The 21,336-nt window shown below is 51.1% G+C and carries 11 protein-coding genes; 8 read left to right on the top strand and 3 right to left on the bottom strand.

The annotated features are described in order from the left end of the window. The first annotated feature begins 50 nt into the window (after positions 1-50). From BGX12_RS10945 to ftsE, 4 genes are read left to right on the top strand one after another with little or no spacing between them, the layout of a single operon-like run. Positions 51-4,136, top strand: a complete 4,086-nt coding sequence (locus BGX12_RS10945) for a DUF3418 domain-containing protein (protein WP_109736093.1) — start codon at positions 51-53, stop codon at positions 4,134-4,136. 33 nt (positions 4,137-4,169) lie between these two features. Beyond that, positions 4,170-4,982 (top strand): hypothetical protein, encoded by an 813-nt coding sequence (locus tag BGX12_RS10940; protein ID WP_111361673.1) that lies wholly within the window; start codon positions 4,170-4,172, stop codon positions 4,980-4,982. Continuing rightward, on the top strand, positions 4,982-6,271 hold the full coding sequence (locus BGX12_RS10935) for a peptidylprolyl isomerase (protein ID WP_233246371.1): 1,290 nt from the start codon (positions 4,982-4,984) through the stop codon (positions 6,269-6,271). The genes BGX12_RS10940 and BGX12_RS10935 overlap by 1 nt, the downstream gene beginning before the upstream one ends. A 21-nt stretch (positions 6,272-6,292) precedes the next feature. Beyond that, positions 6,293-6,982 carry a cell division ATP-binding protein FtsE gene (gene ftsE, locus BGX12_RS10930; protein WP_073225386.1) on the top strand — a complete coding sequence of 230 codons (690 nt, stop codon included), beginning with the start codon at positions 6,293-6,295 and terminating at the stop codon, positions 6,980-6,982. Positions 6,983-7,087: 105 nt separating this feature from the next. On the opposite strand, the gene BGX12_RS10925 is transcribed toward ftsE, so the two are convergent. After that, complete coding sequence (locus BGX12_RS10925; protein WP_109736091.1) at positions 7,088-7,972, bottom strand: phosphoribosylaminoimidazolesuccinocarboxamide synthase; 885 nt, start codon at positions 7,970-7,972, stop codon at positions 7,088-7,090. A gap of 105 nt (positions 7,973-8,077) precedes the next feature. Further along, positions 8,078-9,733, bottom strand: a complete 1,656-nt coding sequence (locus tag BGX12_RS10920) for a glycosyl hydrolase (RefSeq protein ID WP_109736090.1) — start codon at positions 9,731-9,733, stop codon at positions 8,078-8,080. Positions 9,734-9,896: 163 nt separating this feature from the next. On the opposite strand from BGX12_RS10920, the gene BGX12_RS10915 reads away from it, so the two are divergent. Genes BGX12_RS10915 through BGX12_RS10905 form a run of 3 tightly spaced genes read left to right on the top strand, consistent with a single transcriptional unit; the run spans position 9,897 to position 12,450 of the window. Further along, positions 9,897-10,745, top strand: coding sequence for a TIGR02147 family protein (locus BGX12_RS10915; protein WP_109736089.1), 849 nt, complete (start codon positions 9,897-9,899; stop codon positions 10,743-10,745). Further along, complete coding sequence (locus tag BGX12_RS10910; RefSeq protein WP_109736088.1) at positions 10,742-11,893, top strand: hypothetical protein; 1,152 nt, start codon at positions 10,742-10,744, stop codon at positions 11,891-11,893. The genes BGX12_RS10915 and BGX12_RS10910 overlap by 4 nt, the downstream gene beginning before the upstream one ends. Then, entirely contained in the window at positions 11,890-12,450 is a 561-nt protein-coding gene (locus BGX12_RS10905) for a hypothetical protein (protein WP_146196319.1), read from the top strand. The genes BGX12_RS10910 and BGX12_RS10905 overlap by 4 nt, the downstream gene beginning before the upstream one ends. A gap of 804 nt (positions 12,451-13,254) precedes the next feature. Here the strand turns inward: BGX12_RS10905 and BGX12_RS10900 are convergent. After that, a complete protein-coding gene (locus tag BGX12_RS10900; protein WP_109736108.1) occupies positions 13,255-16,392 on the bottom strand; it encodes a GH116 family glycosyl hydrolase in 3,138 nt (1,045 codons plus the stop codon). A gap of 469 nt (positions 16,393-16,861) precedes the next feature. Between BGX12_RS10900 and gltB the strand changes: the two genes are divergently transcribed. Next, complete coding sequence (gene gltB / locus BGX12_RS10895) at positions 16,862-21,316, top strand: glutamate synthase large subunit (protein WP_109736086.1); 4,455 nt, start codon at positions 16,862-16,864, stop codon at positions 21,314-21,316. The last annotated feature ends 20 nt before the right edge of the window (positions 21,317-21,336 follow it).

Here is a 21,336-nt window from a genome sequence, read left to right as displayed (position 1 = left end):
TTTCTAATCTCTAGTCTCTAACCTCTCTAATCTCTAATTTCTAAAAGCACATGAATCTTGACGTCCTGAAAATCGAGTATCCTGAACTTCCTGTGGTGCAGAAGCGGGAGGATTTCCTGCATTTGCTGGATACTCACCAGGTGGTCATTGTCAAGGCGGATACAGGTTCCGGTAAGTCTACGCAGTTACCGAAGTTCCTGCTGGAATATTTCGTAGAGAAATGCGTCAAGAAAAGTCCGTCCCTGGATTCTTCGGCTGCTGCGCAGCCTCAGAATGACGGAGGGAAAGCGCCTCAGAATGACGGAGGAAAAGCGCTTCAAAATGACGCAGAATCCAGTAAGCCGCTTTTCAAGATTGGCGTGACGGAGCCCCGCAGGCTTGCGGCCATGTCCATCGCGGACCGCTTGCGTGAAGAACTGAAGGCGGATGAACTGGTCAGTACCAAGATCCGTTTCTGGGAGCAGGGTACAAATGATGCTCCCATCAAGGTCATGACCGATGGTATTCTTCTGCAGGAGTTCCGTCGAGATCGTCTTTTCAAGCAGTACTCCGCCATCGTCATCGATGAAGCTCACGAACGTTCCTTGAACATCGATATCCTTCTGGGGATTTTCAAGTCGGTGCTGAAGCAACGTCCGGATTTCAAGTTGATTGTGGCATCTGCAACTCTGGATGCCGCCCTCTTTGAAAAGTTCTACGACAACAGTTGTGTGCTGGAAGCGGAAGGCCGCACGTTCCCTGTGGATGTGGAATATTATTTCCGCGGTGGTTCTCGTGGAGCGGGCGCGCTGGCACCGAAGGGATTCCGCGGCGGTCCCTGGGAAAATGATGGCGAAGATGATGGTCCTCGCGATGCGTCCGGCAAGGGCGACTCCGGCTTGATAGAAGAGGCTAGGGACGCCATTCTGGATTTGGAAAGCCGCCATCGGGATCACCTGCTGTGCTTCCTCCCGACGGAACGTGTTATTCAGGACTTGGCCAACGAATTGAAGCCGGATCTGGATGCCGCCAGCTTTGACGTTCTCCCGCTGTATGGCCGCATGAGCCCCGAAGAGCAGCGTCGTATTTTCAAGAGTACCAACAAGACTCGTGTGGTCCTTGCCACCAACATTGCAGAAACCTCTCTAACCATTCCGGGCATAGCCTATGTGGTGGATACGGGTATGGCCCGTATTTCCCGATATAACGCTCAGGCTCGAATCCAGGGACTTCCTGTAGAGGAAATTTCCAAGGCCAGCGCCCGCCAGCGCACCGGTCGTGCGGGCCGCGTGAAGCCAGGCGTCTGTATCCGACTGTATTCCCCCGAGAATTTTGAAAAGCGGGATGATTTTACGGAACCGGAAATCCGCCGTAGCAATTTGGCCAACGTGGTGCTGCAGCTTCGCAGTCTTGGTCTGGAAATGGAAAGTTTCCCCTTCCTGCAGAGTCCGCCGCATTCTGCATTCCGTGGCGCCTACAAGACTCTGTTTGAACTGGGGGCTCTGACGGCGGATAATGCTAGCGGCAGCGTGACCAAGCTTGGTCGCGATATGACGAAGCTTCCGATGGACGTGGCGTTGTCTGCAGTTCTATTGCGAGCCCGTGACGCCGGTGTTTTGCAGCCCGCCCTCATTGTCTGTTCCGCCCTTTCGATCCAGGACCCCCGTGTGGTTCCCAATGAAGAGCCTGAACGTGGACGCGTTCGCGGTCTCCATAAGAAGTTTGCAGGTCACAAGAGCGACTTCCTGACTTATGTCAGTATGTGGAACGCCTTCTGCGAAGAATGGGATGGAAAGTCCTGGAATAAGCTCCGTAAGTTCTGCGATAAGAATTCTTTCCATTTCCTGCGTTGCCGTGAATGGATCGATCTTTACGAACAGTTCGGCCGTATTCTGGATGCAAAATTTGAAAACAGGACTTGCCCTCTTGAAGGTTTCCATGCCGATAACTTGCACATTGCGCTGCTCTCCGGTTTCTTGGGGGGCATTGCTCGCCGCGATATTGAAAACGGATGTTATCGTCTTGTAAGTGGTAGGGAAACCCATGTGTTCCCGGGAAGCGATCTTTACGCCAAGAGTGTGGAATGGCTCTTTAGTGCGGAAGTCCGAGAGACTAGCCGAACCTTCCTGACCAAGGCCGCCGAAATTAAGCCGGAATGGATTATGCAGGTGGCAGAACCTTTCTGCACTCGCCGCTGGTTTGCCCCTGTCTGGAATAAGGAACGTGGCTTTGTGGAAGCGGTGGAGGAAGTTTCCTTCCGAGGTCTTGTGATTAGTCGAGGCCATCGCGTAGATTACGCCCGCGTCAATCCCGAGGACTGCGCCCAGATTTTCTGGCGTGAGGCGGTGGTCATGAGCGATATTGCAAGGCCGTTCCCCTTCATGGTTCATAACGAACGGGTGGTGGAAAATCTTCACGCCCTGGAAGCCCGCAAACGTCAGTTTGGCCTGGCGCCTCACGAAGATGCCTTAGTAGATTATTACGTCCGAATCGCCCCGAAGGTGAATTCCATCCGCACTTTGAAAGCCTATCTTGCGGAGAAGGGCGATCAATGGCTGAAGTTCGATGAAAAGTTCTGGCTGGACCAGAGCGAATCCGGCGTCAGCTATACGGATAGCGGTTTCCGTAACCGCATGGATTTTGGCGGCCTTAAGGGCCGTGACGGGCGAGGTCATGGCAACGCCCAGAATGAAAAGCCAACTGCTGAAAACGGAGGCTCCGTAGAAAGCTTCCGTATTATGGGTTTCGACTGGAATGGGCGTCCCTCTTCATCTGTTGCCCGCATGGTTACAGGCGAAATGGTTTTTGATGCTACCAAGAGTTGTGACGGTATTACTTTGAAATTCCCGTACGACCTGTTGGCGGAAACCACACCTGCGCTTTTGGCTTTGTCCATCCATCAGTGGCGAGAATGGATGATGGAATCCATTATTCGCGAAATGCCTAAGGCATCCAAGAAGCAGATGGATGCTAAACGTACAGCCATTGACGATGCCTTCTGCGATAAACTGAAGGAATCTCCCCATAAGGCGCCCATGCTACTTCTTTACGAAGTATTCGGGGAGATGAAGAATTTGGAATGCGACATCCCTACGGTAACGCCGGAAAGGGAAAATCATTTGCGACTGCATTTGAATGTCTTTAAGAATGGTGTTGCTGAAAAATTCCCGGTGGAGCTTTCTCCCGAGTGGGGTAGTTTCCGCTTTTTCCTGGCGGTGCGTCCGGTGGTGGTAACCTACGGAATTGATTTCCCTCTGGAAAATTCCCGCTTTGGCTGGCGTCTAGGCGATTCCGCCCTGATGACATCCGAGGAATCCAAGTTCTGGCAGAACTTCCGTAAGCGCCTGGAATCCGGCGGTAAGGATGATGCAAATAATCGAAATGCCGAGACGGTTGCATCCGGCGTCGCTGACCGCCTGAATATGCTGGAAACAGGCGGTGTATACGCCGATGACTTTCATACCGTGATGAAAATCTGGGTGGCAAAATCCCTCATTGCAGATGGCCTGGATGTAAATCGCTGCATGCGATTCTCGGGCCTGGAATTCTCCCGCGGAAAGAAGATGAAGGATTTCCGCAACCTTGCGGCAACTACCCGCACGGAAGATGAAGAAACCCGATTGGCTCTGGTCCGTGCAACCTATGAAGCCGGCTTGATCGGCGCAGAAGCGTTCGTCAAATGCTGGGATGCCCTTCGTGAATTTAGCGTCGCCATGCGTCAGGGGAAGGATCATGTGAATGATGTCTGTACCCCCTTCGTTTCCAGGTTGGTTGCACTCTATCAGGAAGAACATACTTTGTTCGAAAGAGTCCGCCAGGTTTCCGAACTGGTTGTCCTTGGAGAAACCATGGATAATACCTCCGAAGACTCTATTAAGGACCTTCTGGATGCCCGTTCCCTTCGCGATTCCTTCCGTCCTTTCCTGAAGTCCAGATTCCTGAAGGATCACGAGCTGAAAAAGGCAAGAGACCTTTTGTCCGATGTGGAACGTATGAGTTCCGATGACAAGGAATTCCCGGAAATGTACCTCCAGGGCCGATCCATGCTGGAGGATTTTGAAGTGCTTCGCTTCAAACGTAAGGCCGATGATGACCAGGAAGAAGTGGATACCCAGTCCTTGACCAAGTTGAAGGGACTTTTTGGGAAATTGAAGTAATTTCGAATTACTGAATTTTCTAAATTTGTCTCGATGAAATTTTTGCCCTTTTTCTTTTTTGCGTTGATGCTTGCGGTCCTTACCGCATGTGATTTGCCGTTCGGCAAGGAAGATCCTGTGGTGATTTCCGTCGGTGATACCAAACTTAAGGAATCCGACATCCGTAGACTTCACCCGGATTGGGATACGATGGATGATCATGCGAAGCTTTCCTTTATGGAACGCTGGATCAACGAGGAAACCATTTTCCAGGAAGCCACCAAGAGTGGTATCCTGAACGATTCCCTTTTGAAGTCCCAGATTGAAATCGCTACCCGCAAGTTGGTCGTGGATTATTTCCTCCAGAGCTACCTGGATACCATGATCGTGACAGATGCGGAAAAGCTTGCCTATTATAATGAACATCCGGAGCTGTACCTCCGTGGTAAGAACGTGATTTCCGGTGCCATCATTTACTTCAAGGAATGGGGCAAGGCCAACGAATATTACAAGATGAACAAGTCCAAGAGTTTTGTTGCGCCTCCTGCAGAAAACTGGCTCATGAAGCGGGTGGAACGATTTGATTCCGTTTCCGTGTCTCCGGACACCTGCATGATCCCCTCTCTCACGGAGGTCACCTTGGGTAAGATTTCTGCCATGAAGGTTTGTGGCGGTGCCTTGAAAATTGCCGTGGTAACTTCTCGCCTGGATTCTGCTGACGTTCTGCCCTATGCGGAAGTGGTGGAAGACATTACGGAACGTGCCTGGGTTGAACACCAGAACATGGTGATGGAACGTCTAAAGGATCAGTGGAAGAACGCCCGCCCGATTTTTTCCAAGCTGAAAGTTTTTAGTGAAAAGGAATAATGATGAACGTATTTAGTCGTGTAACTCTCGCTCTTTGCGCTGTCGCCTCTTTTGCGCTGGCCGAACCAGTGCTTATGGAAGGCGTGGCTGCCGTCGTGGATGGCAAGCCCATTATGCGTTCTGAATTCCTGAATAGTCTTTATCGTTTCCAGGAAACTCCGGAAGGCTCCGCCATGTCCGAAGCGGATCAGAAACAGTACGTGCTGGATCGCCTGATCGAAGAAAAGGTTCTTCTGTCTCGAATTGATCGCGACTCCATTGTTGTGAGCGAAGCTGAAGTGGATCAGCGTGTGAACTCCCACTTGCAGCAGCTTGCCGCAAGCCAGAACATTAGTCTGACTACTCTTGAAAAGGCTATCCGCGCTCAGCTGGGCATGAGTATGGCTCAGTATCGTGATATGCTTTCCAAGCAGATTCGTAACAATGTGGAAATGACTCGAGTCCGTCAGCGTCATGTGGGTTCCATTTCCCCGACCCGTAAGGAAGTGGAAGCCTACTATAAGGACTACAAGGACTCCATTCCTCGTCAGTATAACTGTGTCTATCTGAGTCACATTCAGCTGCCCATTCTTCCTAATCAGGCTATTGTGGATTCCGTGAAGCAGGATGCTGAAGCCTTGATTGATACCTTGAACTTGGGTATGAGTTTTGAACTTCTTGCAAAGGCTCACTCTCAGGATAGTACTGCCGGTAAGGGCGGTGACTTGGGCTATTATAAGCGTGGTCAGCTGGACCCTGCATTTGAACGTGCCCTGGACCAGTTGAAGAATGGCCAGTATGCCGCTACTCCGGTGAAGACTGCTTTGGGCTGGCACATTGCTCGCGTGCTTGGCCGTAAGGAAGACGGTGTCCGCTCCGCTCAGATTTTGCTCCGTACGATTCCCACCGCTCAGGATACTGCAAATGTAATTGCCCTTGCAGACTCTCTCCAGAAGAGCCTGAAGACTGCTGAAGAATTTGCCGCTGCCGCAAAGAAGTTCAGCGAAGACAAGTCCAGCAACTACGCTGGCGGTAAGCTGGGGTGGTTCCAGAAGAATGAGATGGTTCCCGCTTATGTAGACCCTGTTTCCGCACTGCAGGTGGGGGAGGTTTCCGAACCTGTCCTGATTGATGGTGCCTACCATTTGTTCCGTCTGGACGACATGCGCCAGATTCGCGAACTCACTCTGGAAGAAGACTACGGAAAGATTGAAACGTTGACGTCCAATCATCTGGAGAATGAAAAACTTCAGGAACTGGTCAAGAAGTGGCGTAAGGAAGTCCTTGTGGATATCCGCCTGACGGAATAGTCATAGGGGCTCTGCTGCGTCATGATTCACTTTAACCATGTCACCAAATCTTACGAGGAAAATTGGAAGGCTCTTTCCAACGTTTCCTTCCGTATCCGTAAAGGGGAGTTCGTTTTCCTGACGGGTCACTCTGGTGCAGGTAAGTCTACGCTCCTGAAGTTAATTTATATGGACGAACGTCCTGACGTGGAGCGTGGCGGTCAGGTCATGGTGAAGTTCACCGAAGATTGCCTTTACGATAGCAAGAATACTGCTGACAAGTATATTCAGTCCCTACGTCGCAAGATGGGCATTATCTTCCAGGATTTCAAGCTGTTGCCGGATCGCAATGTGTTTGAAAATGTGGCCTTGGCCCTTCGCATTGTAGGTGCTCCTACTAAGACCATTAACGCCGCTGTGTTCGATGCTCTTGCACTTGTTGGAATTAGCCAGAAACGCTTTGCTATGCCTTACACTCTGTCTGGCGGTGAACAGCAACGTGTGGCCATTGCCCGCGCCATGGTGCATAATCCCTACCTTCTCCTGGCGGACGAACCTACTGGTAACTTGGACCCGAAAAACGCCGAGGAAGTATTCAAGATTTTCAAGGAAATCAACGCTCGCGGTACTACCGTTCTGATGGCTACCCATAATCCTGATTTCTATATGAACAGTCCCTTTCGCCGCCTGACCTTGGATCACGGCGAACTGCTTAATCGTGATATTCTTTAATTGCGGTCATGCTGAGAATTCTCAGCATCGGCTGTTTAAACAAAAAGACCTGTCTAGAAGACAGGTCTTTTTGATAGCGAGTACTTAACGTACTACGCGAACGGTTTACAACTCAGGCTGCTTGCCAGTGAGACGTACGAAGATTTCGATGTACTTGTCGAGAGTGTTCTTCACCACGTCTGCCGGAATTTCGGGACCCGGATAGCACTTGCCCCAGTCAAGAGTTTCGAGCCAGTCACGGATGTACTGCTTGTCGAAGCTTTCCTGGTTCTTGCCGACCTGGTACTTGTCTGCCGGCCAGTAACGGCTGGAGTCCGGAGTCAGAACTTCGTCGATCAGGACGGTTTCGCCATCGATTTCACCGAATTCGAACTTGGTGTCAGCCAGGATGATACCCTTGGATGCTGCATAGTCGCGAGCCTTGGTGTAGATGTCCAGAGACATGTTCTTCAAGGTGGTTGCAACTTTTTCGCCGACGATGTCGAAGGTCTGTTCGAAGCTGATGTTTTCGTCGTGGCCTACATCCGGCTTGGTGCTGGGAGTGTAGAGCGGCTGTTCAAGCTTCTGGCAGAGCTGCAGGTTGGACGGGAGAACGTGACCGCAAATACGGCCAGTCTTCTGGTAGTCCTTCCAGCCGGAACCCACGATGTAACCGCGGACGATGCATTCCACGGAATGACGGCGAGCCTTCTTCACGATCATGGAACGGCCGCGGAGGTAGTCGGCGTGCTTCTTCAGCACTTCCGGATATTCATTCACGTCTGCAGTGATCAGGTGGTTCTTCATGCCAAGCTGCTTGAACCAGAAGAGGGACAACTGGTTCAGGATCTTGCCCTTACCCGGAATGGGGGTGGGGAGAACCACGTCAAAGGCGGAAAGACGGTCGCTAGCAACCATCAGGAAGCTGTCGCCCAGGTCGTACATATCGCGTACCTTACCCTGGTGGAACAGCGGGACTTCAGTAATCGGGGTTTCGAATTTTAAGCTCATAGTACTCCAAATTTAGTAAAAACTGCTGGTTTTGCTACCTTATTTTATTACGTCAAAATAAAAATCGCCGACCATTGGGCCGGCGACTATGGGATGGGAGTAGAATTACTTCTTTATGTAGAGAGAACTATTGGTTTTGCCATCCTTTTGACTACGGACGATGTAACGTCCCTGGGGCAACTTGCTCATGGAACTTTCGGTTCCCATGTAATGGCCTTTCAGGTTGTAAACGCCCGTAATTTGAGAAGATCCGTTAAATTCAAGGTCCTTGGTCAAGCGCAGGGGAGAATCTCCGGTGCTGGGGGTGTAAGTTCCCCAGCCGGGCATATCTTCCAAGGTGATGATTCTTTCATCAGCCATGTTGCTCTTCCAGAGGGCATTGGATGTTTCCCCAGGCCAGGTCCCGCTCCAGGAACCGTACCAGGGCATCCACCAACTCCATACGGCTTCGTCGGCGTGCATGTTGTTCACGTCGGGGATGGGGCCGTTTTCGGAGAGGGCAATAATCTTCTTGGCGCCGCTTGCGGTCTTGAACTTTTCAAAGGCGCCTGCGTTGCTGGAGTTGTCGTTGGCTTTGTTGTAGATGTCAATAGAAAGAATGTCGTAGTATTCGCTACCCGGATCCCAGCTGGTGACGGTGCTGTTTTCGGGATTGTATACCCAGATCATGTTGCGAACGCCCTTGACCTTTACCATGCGGTCAAATACCAGGCGGTAGAGAGCGGCGAACTGATCTCCGCTGTTGATGCTCCACCAGAACCACTTACCGCCAGCTTCGTGAAGGGGGCGGAAAATGCCTGCGACGCCAGCTTCCTGCAATTCCAGGAAGTAATCGGCAATATGATCGATATCGTCGATGATTCCCTTATAGGCTGCACTTTCGGTATTCCATTCGGTTGTACCGGGCTTAAAGCCTGTGGAAAAGTCGAAATCGGTATATTCGTTAGAGCCTGCTGCGCTCTGGATGTAGAAAGCATCCTTCTGGTCCAGAGGGTCCTTCCAGTGCCAAGTGAAGGCCGGAATACCACCGCGTTCCCACAAGTCCTTTGCGAGTGAAATGCCCTTTTCAGTGTATTCCGTATACCAGGATTCGGAAGCCTTGGGGCCTGTTGCAAACAGGAAGTCTACTCCCACCAATGCAGGATACTTGCCGCTACGGGTGAAAATGTCCTTGGGGTCTTCGTGAGTTCGGAAATCAGCGCCTTTGGTGTAACCGGACATGTCGCCAGTCATGATGCCGCTAATCGTTTTCTTGCCGAAGTTCTCGCGAAGGAAACTGTACAACTTCTTGGCGCTTGCTGTTGCATTAGGCGTTATAGGATCTGCACTAATGTCAAAAGCGGCGCTCTGGTAGGGAGATACATCTATGTAATCCACGCTAATCCATCCCCAATACTTTTCAATGGCAATTGAATTGGTTCCTGCCTTCAAGGTGACGACGGCTTCTACGTCTGTCCAATTGGCGGCTGCGTTAAAATCCACGGATCCGGAAGTGGCTCCGTTTACCACAATATAGTTAGCCTTGTAATCACCGGCCTTGTAGTGGATCTTGACGCTGTATTTTCCGGCTTTTTCTGCCTGGACATTGGCGAAAGTGATGGAACCTTCCTGCAGGTCAGCGTAGCCTGTACCCGATGCACCTGCGCTGGAGACTGCCTTTGCGGTACCGCCCAGGGTGGCAGATTCCGCTTCGTATTGAACGGCACTTGCTGTAACTGCTGCTGCCAATCCAAAAGAAAGAACGATTTTCATTGTAATCATAAGAACTCCTTTCCCCTTAAACTAAACTCTGTGGGACCAAAGGGGAGTCTCTTTATTAAAAAGGTGTGGACAAAAATGTCTACATTATTGTTAAAATTTTTACATTCGTTCCTGTCATAAATATAGATGTATATGTAGAAATGCTATTTTTATAGAGACTTTTATGTTTGCTAGAAATAAAATAAATGTATATGATTACTTGGATTACCGCGTCTTTTTGCGGGATTTCTACGAATTGGAAAAGTCTCTGGATCCGTCTTTCAGCTATCGCGTGTTTGCTTCTGCTGTGGACATTGACGCTAGCCTTTTGCTGAAAATTTTACAGTCTAAAAGACATCTGTCCGAAAGTTCCGTGGAGTCCATCATTGCCTTTTTTAATTTCAAGGAAGGCAAGTCCGAGTACTTTAGGGAGATGGTTGCCTACAGCAAGGCGAAAACACCGGAAAATATCCGAAAGCATTTCGAGGCGTTGCAGAAAATGCGACCTTCTCGCTGCCGTATGCTAGACGAAGCCCGCTATCGCTATTTCCAGCAGTGGTTTTACCCGGTAATCCGTTCCGCCCTGGATGTTTATGAATATTATGGTGAACAGGATGCAGCCCCATTAGGGAATTCCTGCATTCCCAGGCTTACCGCCAATCAGGTGACAACTGCTGTGGACGCTCTTCTCCAGCTAGGTCTTGCAGAAATTCGCTCTGATGGTCGCATCGTTCCTTCTGAAACTCATGTACGTACTCAGGATCACTGGCTTAGCGCATCCATCAGTGAATATCAGAAAAGCGTGACGGAACTTGCCCGACAGTCCATCGAAAATATTCCCAAGGAAAGTCGGGATATCAGTACCTTGACAATGGCCCTGGATTCTTCCAAAATCGAACAGATTCGAACCATTCTGGCGGAAGCTCGCAAGTCCATCGTAAATGTGGTCAATTCCATGCCGGCTGAACAATGCGATAGTGTTTTTCAACTAAATTTCCAGATGTTCCCCATGATGAAGAAGGATGAACCATGAAACGTCTGCTAGCTGCTTTGACATCGTCCTTGTTGGTATGGGCCTGCTCGGGCTCTGAATCCAGTACTGCAGGCGCTACCAGCGAGACTACGAATGGCATTGCCCTCCGTGTGGCTGATGATGGCCAGCAGCCTTTGCCTCACGCCCGTGTGAACCTTTATTCCAGGGTTGGCCTTGCCAAGCTGGACTCCGCCGTTACCGATGAATCTGGTATGGCTTACTTGCAGACTCCTTCGGAGGATTGCTACCTAGAAGGTATTGCCGGTAGCGACTCATCTCTAATGGTCTGGAATGATTTTGATGTGGACGATAGCGTCGTGACTCTGTCTCCGTCTGCGTCTGTGGTTGTCCGTGCCGATAGTGCCTTGGCCATGGAACTACAGATGATGCTTTCCGGCACTCCCTATTCCGCATCTTACCAGGATGGTGCCTTTGTTTTTGCCCATGTTCCTGCAGGTGACTTTAGCCTGATGCTTGGGGATAGCTCTATAGCGGAAATGTCCTTAGAAGCGGGGGAGGCTGTGGACACCCTGCTTGTTGCTCCTAAGACGGAACCTGATTCCATAGTTCTGGATAGCGCAGGCATATTTACCTTCGAGGATTTCGAGGATGGTGATAGCCTAAATAACCTGGCCAAATATTATCCGAACCATGGCTGGTATTTTACTTCCATTGGGGATAGCAAGTGGGTGCGACCTGGTGAAAAAGAACCGTTTTCTGCGGTTCTGGATTCCTCTGCGGAACAGGGCCGATTCCTTTCTGCGACCTTTGACGTAGGCGATTCCGGCATGGTGATTCTGGGATCCCATCTGGGAACTGATTCGACCTTCTTTGACATGAGCGGCTTGACAGCCGTGCGAATTACTTATCGAAGCGACTGTAATTTCTCCCTGGCTCTGGAACACCGCCAGATGATTGCCGAGAATACTTTTAATAAGGCGCTCTGGAATGTGGAACCCTCCGAAGAATGGACCGAGGTCGTGCTAAAAACTGGCGATGAAATCGTAAGACCTTCTGTCAATCAGCAGTCGTGGAGTGATGTTGCAGAGGAAATTGCCCTCTTTAGCATTTTCATTCAGGAAGGTTCCTTCCTTCAGGTGGATAAAATCGTGTTCGAAGGCGTGAACTTTGTATATTATACGCCATGATTTTTAAAAGACTCGCTGTAATACCCCTGCTAGTAATGGGAATGTCGTTCGCACAGAACGCTCAATCCGCACAAAGTAATCTGTCCACAAATCAGGAAATTCAACTTTCTGAAGATGACTTGTTTTTGGTACAGATGCTCCTGATGAACGATATGTTCCGTGAAAATTTCGTACAGTCCTGCACTGCGGAAGCTGTTGCCTGGCTGGGTGCCGATGGCGCTGCAAAAACTTGTAGCTGTGCCTATGATGGTCTTGCCAAGAATCAGCAGCTTCTCCTGAAGTTTCTAAACGAAAGCGAAAACGAAGAAATGATGAACAAGCTAGGATTCGAACTCCTTGAAACATGCTTGCCGCCCCAGTTCCCCAAGGAAATGGAAAATGCCATTAGCAAGGAATGCCTTGGCGGTGGCGTAGGTTCCGGTGCATGCTCCTGCGTTGTTCAGAACATTAAGCAGAAGTACACTGTCAAGAAGTTCATGAAGGAAGTCTTCGAAAATCCCGATCAGCTGGAGAAAGATATCATGGACATCGCCACCCGATGCGCAACTAAGAAATAACCTCCCAAAGCAACATTAAAAAGAGACGCCTGGAAACCCAGACGCCTCTTTGCTTTTTACAAGAAAAACATCTGGATCTCTCCAGATGTTTTACCGAAAAAATAGCTCAACTACAATTAAGTTGCTAAGCCAAAGTTTGCTATACAAAAAAAAGAAACGCCTGTAGCCAGACGTTTCCTTAAGTTCATTCACAAAAGCGAACGATATAAATAAGTTCGTAGCGAAACAAGATAAGTCGGTAAGTGAACAATCCGCAGACCACAAAGTGGTCGAGGACCTGTGGACGTCCGAGCTTATCTTGCGAAGCGAAGATTATTTATAGAGCAGAGCGAACAACCGCAAAAACGGCATGTATAAGTAATTGCGTAGGGGAGGGAGGTGTGTCGTTAAGCCAAACAAAAGAAGCGCCTGTAACCAGACGCTTCTTGATGTTCTTTCACAATAGCGAACGATATAAATAAGTTCGTAGTGGAGCAAGGTAAGTCGGTAAGAGAACAATCCGCAGCCCCAAAGGGGCGAGGACCTGTGAACGTCCGAGCTTACCTTGAGGAACGAAGATTATTTATAGAGCAGAGCGAACAACCGCAAAAACGGCATGTATAAGTAATTGTGCAGGGGAAGGAGGTGTGTCGTTAAGCCAAACAAAAGAAGCGCCTGTAACCAGACGCTTCTTGATGTTCATTCACAATAGCGAACGATATAAATAAGTTCGTAGTGGAGCAAGGTAAGTCGGTAAGTGAACAATCCGCAGCCCCAAAGGGGCGAGGACCTGTGAACGTCCGAGCTTACCTTGAGGAACGAAGATTATTTATAGAGCAGAGCGAACACCATGCCAGGACGGAAGTACTTACCAGCGGTGTACTTCAGAGCGGTGCTGTGCATGAGGGTGAACAACTTTTCGGCGTCAACCTTTGCATCCTTAGCGATAGCGCCGTATGCCTTGGTGAAGGCGGCCACGTTGCGGGGCAGCTTCGGGCTAATGCGGGAATCAGCAAGGAGTGCGCCCTTGGCGAGGAGTGCCTTGTGCATCTTGTCTGCAGCGGCCTGAGACAAACCGAAGTTTGCCACGAGAGCGGCAGCGTGCAGGCGGCAAGAACCGTTAAAGCCTTCCGGTGCAGCAAACGGAACCTTAGCTTCATCGTAGAGGTTACGGGTCATGGAGTCGCCCAGATCAGCAGCTTCCTTCACGAGTCCGTGCATCATGCAAGCGGTCATGACGCTGTACTGAATGCCAATCCAAACGTCGTGAGCCTGGAAGTTGAATTCATCCAGCGGGCTGCCATCCTTGTGAACCAGGTTTGCGGCGCCGATCAGCGGGCTGTTGGCCTTGTAGTTGGTGTTGAAGACCTTCAGCAGGTTCTTCTTGGCCTTGGAAGCATCGCAGATGGGCTTCAGGTCCAGCATGCGGAGGTAAGTGTCGGCGAGGAGTGTGTCAACGAACACGTCGTCGCAGTCGTTAGCAATCTTCTTTTCCCAGGAAGCGGTGAAGGCTTCCTTGCACTGGGCGGTGAGCCATGCCTTCTTGAGGCCGCGGAGTTCAGACTTGGAAAGTTCAACGTCAGAGGGAATTTCGCCAGAGTTGAGCCAAGCGTTGATTGCTGCAACGCCAGCCTTCGGGCATTCCGGAAGTTCAACAGATTCCTTCACGGCTTCGCGGAGCTTTGCGTACTTTTCAACGTTTACATCCTTCAGTTCCATGGGGGTAACGAAGAAGTGGTAGTAACCTTCATTTTCGTCCCAGAGGGCTTCGTCGAATTCCTTGTTTGCGAGGGTGGATTTTTCGTTCCACTTGGCAGCCTGTTCCTTGTCGCCCAGGAGTTCTGCAATCTTAGCTGCTGCGCGGAGACCTGCAATCCAGAGAGAACCGCAGTAAACGGAAATACCGTGAGAGCTCAGGTTGTCGAAGGTGTCGTCGGTACCGTGAGTCAGCGGGAAGTTTTCGCCTTCATTCACCATCTTTTCAAGATATTCCATGGCTGCGTAGACAGCTTCCTTGCAATCAGCCAGGCACTGCATGTCCTTGGTTTTGTGGAAGTGACGGAGCACCATCAGAACGTACTTGGGAGCGAGATCCTTCCATTCCTTCACGTTGTGCCAGTCGTAGGCATCCGGTTCTGCATCGAAGGGGCTACCCAGGTCATGAATCACGGCGCCGCGAACAGCGCGGGGGCCTTCCAGCTTAGGATCCGGAAGATCTGCAAAGGGCAGGTTCACGTATTCGTGGTGACGACGACGGTTTTCGTTAACGGCGAGGATTGCATCGCCAAAGCGCTTCATCACAACGCCGTCCAGGCGGGGCATGAGAGCCAGCAGGCTGAAGCTGCCGTAGAAGTAAACGTCCAGAGAGTTGAAGAAGGGATAGTCTGCGCATTCGCGAACCAGGAAGCGGTCGTCCTTGTCCCAGACGGTAGCTTCGGCCAGGAAGCTCAAGGTGTTGATGGCGAGGCTCTTGAATTCGACCTGCTTGTTTGCGGCCTTGTAGATCTTTGCAACCTTGGCCTTGGGAACCAGAGCTTCGAATGCCTTGAGGCGTGCGTCAAAAGTCTTGTCTGCAGCGAGAGCTTCGTCAAGAATAGCGACTACGCGACCGTATGCTTCCGGATAGAAAGCGGTGTACTTCTTCTGGCTGGTGAGCTTTACCAGCTTGATTTCCGGGAAGTCCAGCACGGTGTTGAACTGGAAGGAAACCTTCTGCTTGGGCTTGAGAACCACGGTCACTGCGATGGCGCCGGCGATGGTTTCGCGGCCGCTGTAAACGTTCTTCACAAAGGTGTTGTTGACGCGACCGCTCTGGAGGGCTGCCTTCACGGTAGCTGCGGCGTCGTCCTGGTAGAACATGGGCTTCACGGAAACATTCAGGTTGTCCTTCTTGTTCCATGCAACGGAAATGCCCATGCAGCCGTTAAAGTCAGATGCGGGCTGCTGTTCTTCGTTGTAGAATTCGATACCGCGGACTTCACGTCCGTCTGCTGCTTCCATGCCGAATGCAACAGCCTTCGGGTTCTTGGCCATGGGAACCAGAACGAAGCTGGAGTCCTGCACGCCCTGACGGTCCTTGCGGGCGTAGTAGCCGCAGAGACTGTCCTGAACCTGGACGATGGTCATTTCGCGAGTTTCCTTGGTGGTGTTTTCCAAGGTGAATACAGTTGCGTTTACCGGCAGGCTGGAGAGACGTTCGTCACCCGGAGTCACGTAGCTGGACTGGGTCTTTGTAATCTGAACGCCCTTGCCTTCGTACTTGGTTTCGCTAACAGGGTAGAGGGCGGTGTACTGCATCTTAGCAGCATCGTAACCATCCTGACCCAGGAAAGTCTTGTCGTCTGCCCATGCAGCGGTCAAGGCGCCCTGACGAGCGATCTTTTCGCCAACCACACCGTCAAAGAAGTCGATGAGAACGGCACGGTTCACTTCTTCGGTCTTTGCGCCTTTCTTTGCGAGGAGAGCTGCGGTGCGATCGCTCCACTGGATATGCCAGCGTTCGAAAGCGGCCATGTTGTTCTTCAGGAATTCCTTATCGGAAACAAGCTTGTTCAGCTTGGATTCAGCCTTCTTCTGATCCGTTTCGGTGAAGAGTGCGTTACCCTTTGCGTCCACCAGGGCGAACTTGCCCAGATAGGTGGTGAATGCTGCGAAGTTGAATATCGCGAGCTGAGCCTTGTCGCTAATCACTGCTTCACGGAAGAAGAAGTTGTTGAAGCGAAGATCGGAAGCCTTTTCGGTACGAACCTGCACACCGGGCATTACGTTCATGACGGGAGTGGTGCCTGCGGGAGTTGCAGTAAAGGTAGAACCAATGCCGCCCACTGCGATACCGGTGGTAGACGGAGTGGTAGAAAGCGGGGTGTACCAGGGCTGGATGAATTCCACGGCAAGACCCGGGGTCATAAGCTTCTGGACGGAACCGGCCATCTTGGCGCCGGCAAGGTATTCTTTAGTGCTCATATAGATTTCCATTGAATGGAGGGTTAAAAATTTTCATCCATAATTATAGCTTTTTCAGGCTCGCCAGTATTTTTGAAAAACGCGAAAGTGTTTACAGCTGTTGTTTTACAAAATTTGTAAACACCACTCTTTAGGAACAGGTTGCTTCAGCCCAAAATTGAATGTAACGATGGAATGCCTTTATATTCATTTTAAATGCGTGCGAATCTTCGTCTGCAGTGGTTTATCGTTCTTGTGTTATTACAATTTTTGGAAAAACGCTAGAAGTTTTTACATAATTCGTAAAATAAAAAATGGCCAATTTTGCGGAAGATCTAACTGAACTGCAGCTGTTATTGTTGTAAGTGCTTGATATTACTTAAAATGTAAAGTTTTTCAATTTTTGTTGGGTCCTTGGACGTTTTTTTGGAAAATTTGGCACGGATTTTGCAAATGGCACGCGGAAAAATTAAAACACAAGGAAAAAACAATGAAAGCTCAAGCTCTTTACAACCCGGCCAACGAACATGACGCCTGCGGCGTAGGTCTCGTAGCCAATATCAATAATGTTGCATCGCACCAGATTGTGCTTCAGGGCATTACTGTTCTGAAGCGTTTGATGCATCGTGGTGCTGCCGGTGGCGACCCGGAAACGGGTGACGGTGCTGGCCTTTTGCTTTCCATGCCCCATAAGTTCTTCCGCAAGCTCTATAGCGACCTTCCGGAAAAATACGGCGTGGCCATGGTTTTCGTGGACAACTCTGTTGCAGCTGATTCCTATGACGCAAAGATCAAGGAACTTGCCGCTGCCGAAGGTTGCCCGGTCCTGAAGATCCGCGAAGTTCCGGTTGACCCCAAGGCTATTGGTCGTACCGCTCGCGAAACCCTTCCGCATATCCGTCAGTACATTTTCGACGGTTCCAAGTTCGGTCCGGTGGAAGCTGATGGCAAGAATCCCTTTGAAATCAAGCTCTTTGTTCTCCGTCGTCAGATTGAAAAGGCTTGTGAAAGCCTGTACATTTGTTCCTGCTCCAGCAAGACCATCGTCTATAAGGGTCTTCTCCTTGCAATTCAGATTGAAGCCTTCTATAAGGATTTGAACGATTCTGATTTCGAAAGCCCCATCGCTCTCGTTCATCAGCGCTATTCTACCAATACTTTCCCCACCTGGCCTCTGGCTCATCCTTTCCGCTACCTGGCTCACAACGGTGAAATCAACACCCTCCGCGGTAACCTGAACAGCCTGAAGGCTCGTGAACCGCACCTGAAGAGCGAACGCATTGGCGAGGATCTTCAGAAGTGCTTGCCGCTGATTGCTGCTGGTCAGAGCGACTCTGCAAGCCTTGATAACATGTTTGAACTTTTGGTGGCTGCTGGCCGTAGCCTCCCGCATGCCATCCTCATGATGATGCCCCAGGCTTGGGGTGCAAAGCACTACATGGGCCGCGACGTCCGTGGCTTCTTCGAATACGAATCCATGCTTATGGAACCCTGGGATGGTCCTGCCGCTGTCGCATTCTCTGATGGTGTGAACGCCGGTGCAATCCTGGACCGTAACGGTCTCCGTCCGGCACGTTACACTTTGTGTAAGGATGGTCTGTTCGTCATGGCTTCCGAAACTGGCGTGCTTGACATCAACGATGCCGACGTGGAAGAAAAGGGCCGTCTCAAACCCGGTGAAATCATCTACCTGGATATTGAAAACCACCGTATCTTGAAGAATGCCGAAATGAAGGCATTTGTGGCACGTAGCAAGCCCTACCGTCGTTGGGTTGCCGAAAACAAGATGAGTGTTCGCGGTTTGTTCAGCGAAATCAACCCGTCCGATGTTCCGGAAGACTTGCTGATCCAGCAGAAGCGTTTCGGCTACTCTGCAGAAGACCTGAGCGTTATCCTCCAGCCCATGGCCAAGAACGGTCAGGAACCCATCGGTTCCATGGGTAACGACGCCGCTCTCGCCGTCCTTTCCGACAAGCCCCAGCCGCTGTTCAACTACTTCAAGCAGCTGTTCGCCCAGGTGACCAATCCGCCTATCGACCCGATCCGCGAAGAACTGGTCATGTCTCTTACCACCTACATTGGTAACCACGGCAACATCCTGGAAGAAACTCCGGAACAGGCTCACCTCATCAAGATTCCTCGTCCCATCGTTACCGAAGACGAAATCAAGCATTTCGAAAACATCGGCGATAAGTGCTTCCGTGCAAAGACTCTCAAGATGCAGTTCCCCATGGGCGGTAACGGCGAAGTTCTTGAAGCTGCCTTGCAGAACCTAGCTGGCGACGCTGTTCGCGCTGTTCAGGAAGGTTTCAACATTATCGTTCTTTCCGATAAGAACGTGGACTGGGGCTATGTCCCCATGCCGTCTCTCTTGGCTACTGCCGCTGTGAACCGCACCTTGGTGGAAGCTGGCGTCCGTCCGGAAATCGGTTTGATCGTCCAGTCCGGTGAAGTCCGCGAAGTCATGCACTTTGCCTTGCTCCTGGGCTTCGGTGCGACCGTCATCAACCCCTATCTTGCATTCCAGAGCATCACCAACATGTGCCACACCGGCGAACTGGATGTGGGTCCTGTTACCGCAGCAGCTAACTACGTGAAGGCTGTGGACAAGGGCCTCCTGAAGATCATGTCCAAGATGGGTATCTCTACTCTCCGTAGCTACCGCAGCGCACAAATCTTCGAAGCTGTTGGCTTGAATCACGAAATTATTGAAAAGTTCCTCCCGGGTACCGCAAGCCGCATCGAAGGTATCGGCCTCGATGAAATCGCTCGCGAAGTGGATGAACGTAACGGTATTTCCCTCAAGGACGCAAGCCCGATCCTGAAGGAAGGTGGTCAGTACAAGTTCCGCAAGGATGGCGAAATGCACTTGTGGACTCCCCAGTCTCTGGGCGCATTCCGTCAGGCTGTTCAGGGTGGTGACTACGCCAAGTTCAAGACTTACACTCAGCTGATCGATGATCAGTCCAAGCGCCTCGCAACTCTCCGCGGTCTCTTCAAGTTCAAGGAAACTACTCCCATCGATATTTCCGAAGTGGAATCCCGCCAGGATATTATCAAGCACTTTGTTGCTGGTGCCATGAGCCTTGGTTCCTTGAGCCCGGAAGCTCACGAAGCTATCGCTATCGCCATGAACCGTAACGGCGCCATGAGCAACTGCGGTGAAGGTGGTGAAGACCCGGATCGCGATACTCCGGCTCCTAACGGCGATATCCGTAGCAGCGCCATCCGTCAGATTGCTTCCGGTCGTTTCGGTGTGACCATCGACTACCTGCGCAAGGCAAAGGATTTGCAGATCAAGATGGCTCAGGGTGCAAAGCCCGGTGAAGGTGGCCAGCTGCCGGCTCACAAGGTGAACGAATTTGTGGCTCGCATCCGTCACTCCATCCCGAACGTTTCCCTCATTTCTCCTCCGCCGCATCACGATATTTACTCCATCGAAGACTTGGCTCAGTTGATCTATGACCTTCGTAACTCCAACCCCAAGGCCCGCGTTTCCGTGAAGCTGGTTTCTGAAGTGGGTGTGGGTACGGTTGCCGCAGGTGTTGCCAAGGCTCACGCTGACGTGGTCCTCATTTCTGGCCACGACGGTGGTACCGGCGCATCTCCGCTGACTTCCATCAAGCATGCCGGTCTTCCCTGGGAATTGGGTATTGCAGAAGCAGAACAGACCCTGGTTCTTAACGACCTCCGCGGCCGCGTGAAGCTGCAGGTGGATGGTCAGCTGAAGACTGGTCGTGACGTGGTGATCGCAGCCCTTCTCGGTGCAGAAGAATTCGGCTTTGCTACCAACCTTCTCGCAAGCCTTGGCTGTATTATGGACCGCAAGTGTCATACCAACCAGTGCCCCATGGGTCTCGCCACTCAGGATCCGGAACTCCGTAAGCACTTCAAGGGCAAGCCGGAATACGTTGAAAACTTCCTGTTCTTCATTGCCGACGAAATCCGCGAAATCCTGGCAAGCCTTGGCCTCAGGAGCCTGGATGAAGCCTGCGGCCGTAGCGACCTCCTGGATGTGAATACCGCAGTTGAATTCTACAAGGCTAAGAAGCTGGACTTCAGCAAGATCTTCAGCGCTGTGGATGCTGGCAACGGTAAGGAACAGATTAAGAAGCATGACCCGAACTACGTGCCGGAAGAACTGGTGAACTTCGACCGTCGTGAACTTCTCCCGTTCGTACAGGAAACTTTGAAGAACGGCAAGGCTGTGGAACTTTCTACCATGATCCACAACGTGGACCGTACCGTGGGTACCGAACTTTCTGGTGAAGTGGCTGAACACTTTGGTGCAAAGGGCCTGCCGGAAGATACCATCAAGGTACACTTGCAGGGTGTGGCTGGTCAGAGCTTTGGCGCCTTCCTTGCCCCGGGTATCACTCTCGATATCGAAGGCGAAGTCAACGACTTTATGGGTAAGGGCCTCAGCGGTGGTAAGATCATTGTTCGCCTGTCCAAGAACGCTTCCTTCAAGGCTGAAGACAACGTGATCGCTGGTAACGTCATCGGCTACGGTGGTACTAGCGGTAAGGTGTTCATCAACGGTCTTGCTGGCGAACGCTTCGGTATTCGTAACTCTGGTATGTTGCTCGTTACCGAAGGTGTGGGTGACCATGGCTGCGAATACATGACTGGTGGTCGCGTAGTAGTGCTTGGCCGCGTTGGCGTGAACTTCGCTGCAGGTATGACTGGTGGCTTTGCTTACGTCTACGACGAAACGGGTCACTTTGACTTGAGCTGCAACGTGGATTCCGTTGACTTGGAAAGCGTGCTCCCGGGTACCGAAAGTGAATCCGAACTTCTCGATATCATCAAGCAGCACGTTGAAGCAACTGGCTCTGAAAAGGGTAAGCGCATTCTCGAAGACTGGAACAACTCTCGTCCGAAGTTTGTGAAGGTCTTCCCGGTGGAATACCGCAACGCCCTGGCAAAGCAGGCCGCAAAGTAAATTCAACTAAAGATGACGGC

Source organism: Fibrobacter sp. UWR4 (assembly GCF_003149045.1).
GTDB lineage: Bacteria > Fibrobacterota > Fibrobacteria > Fibrobacterales > Fibrobacteraceae > Fibrobacter.
Note: the sequence above shows the minus strand (reverse complement) of the source record. Positions and strands in the feature narration are given on the sequence as shown.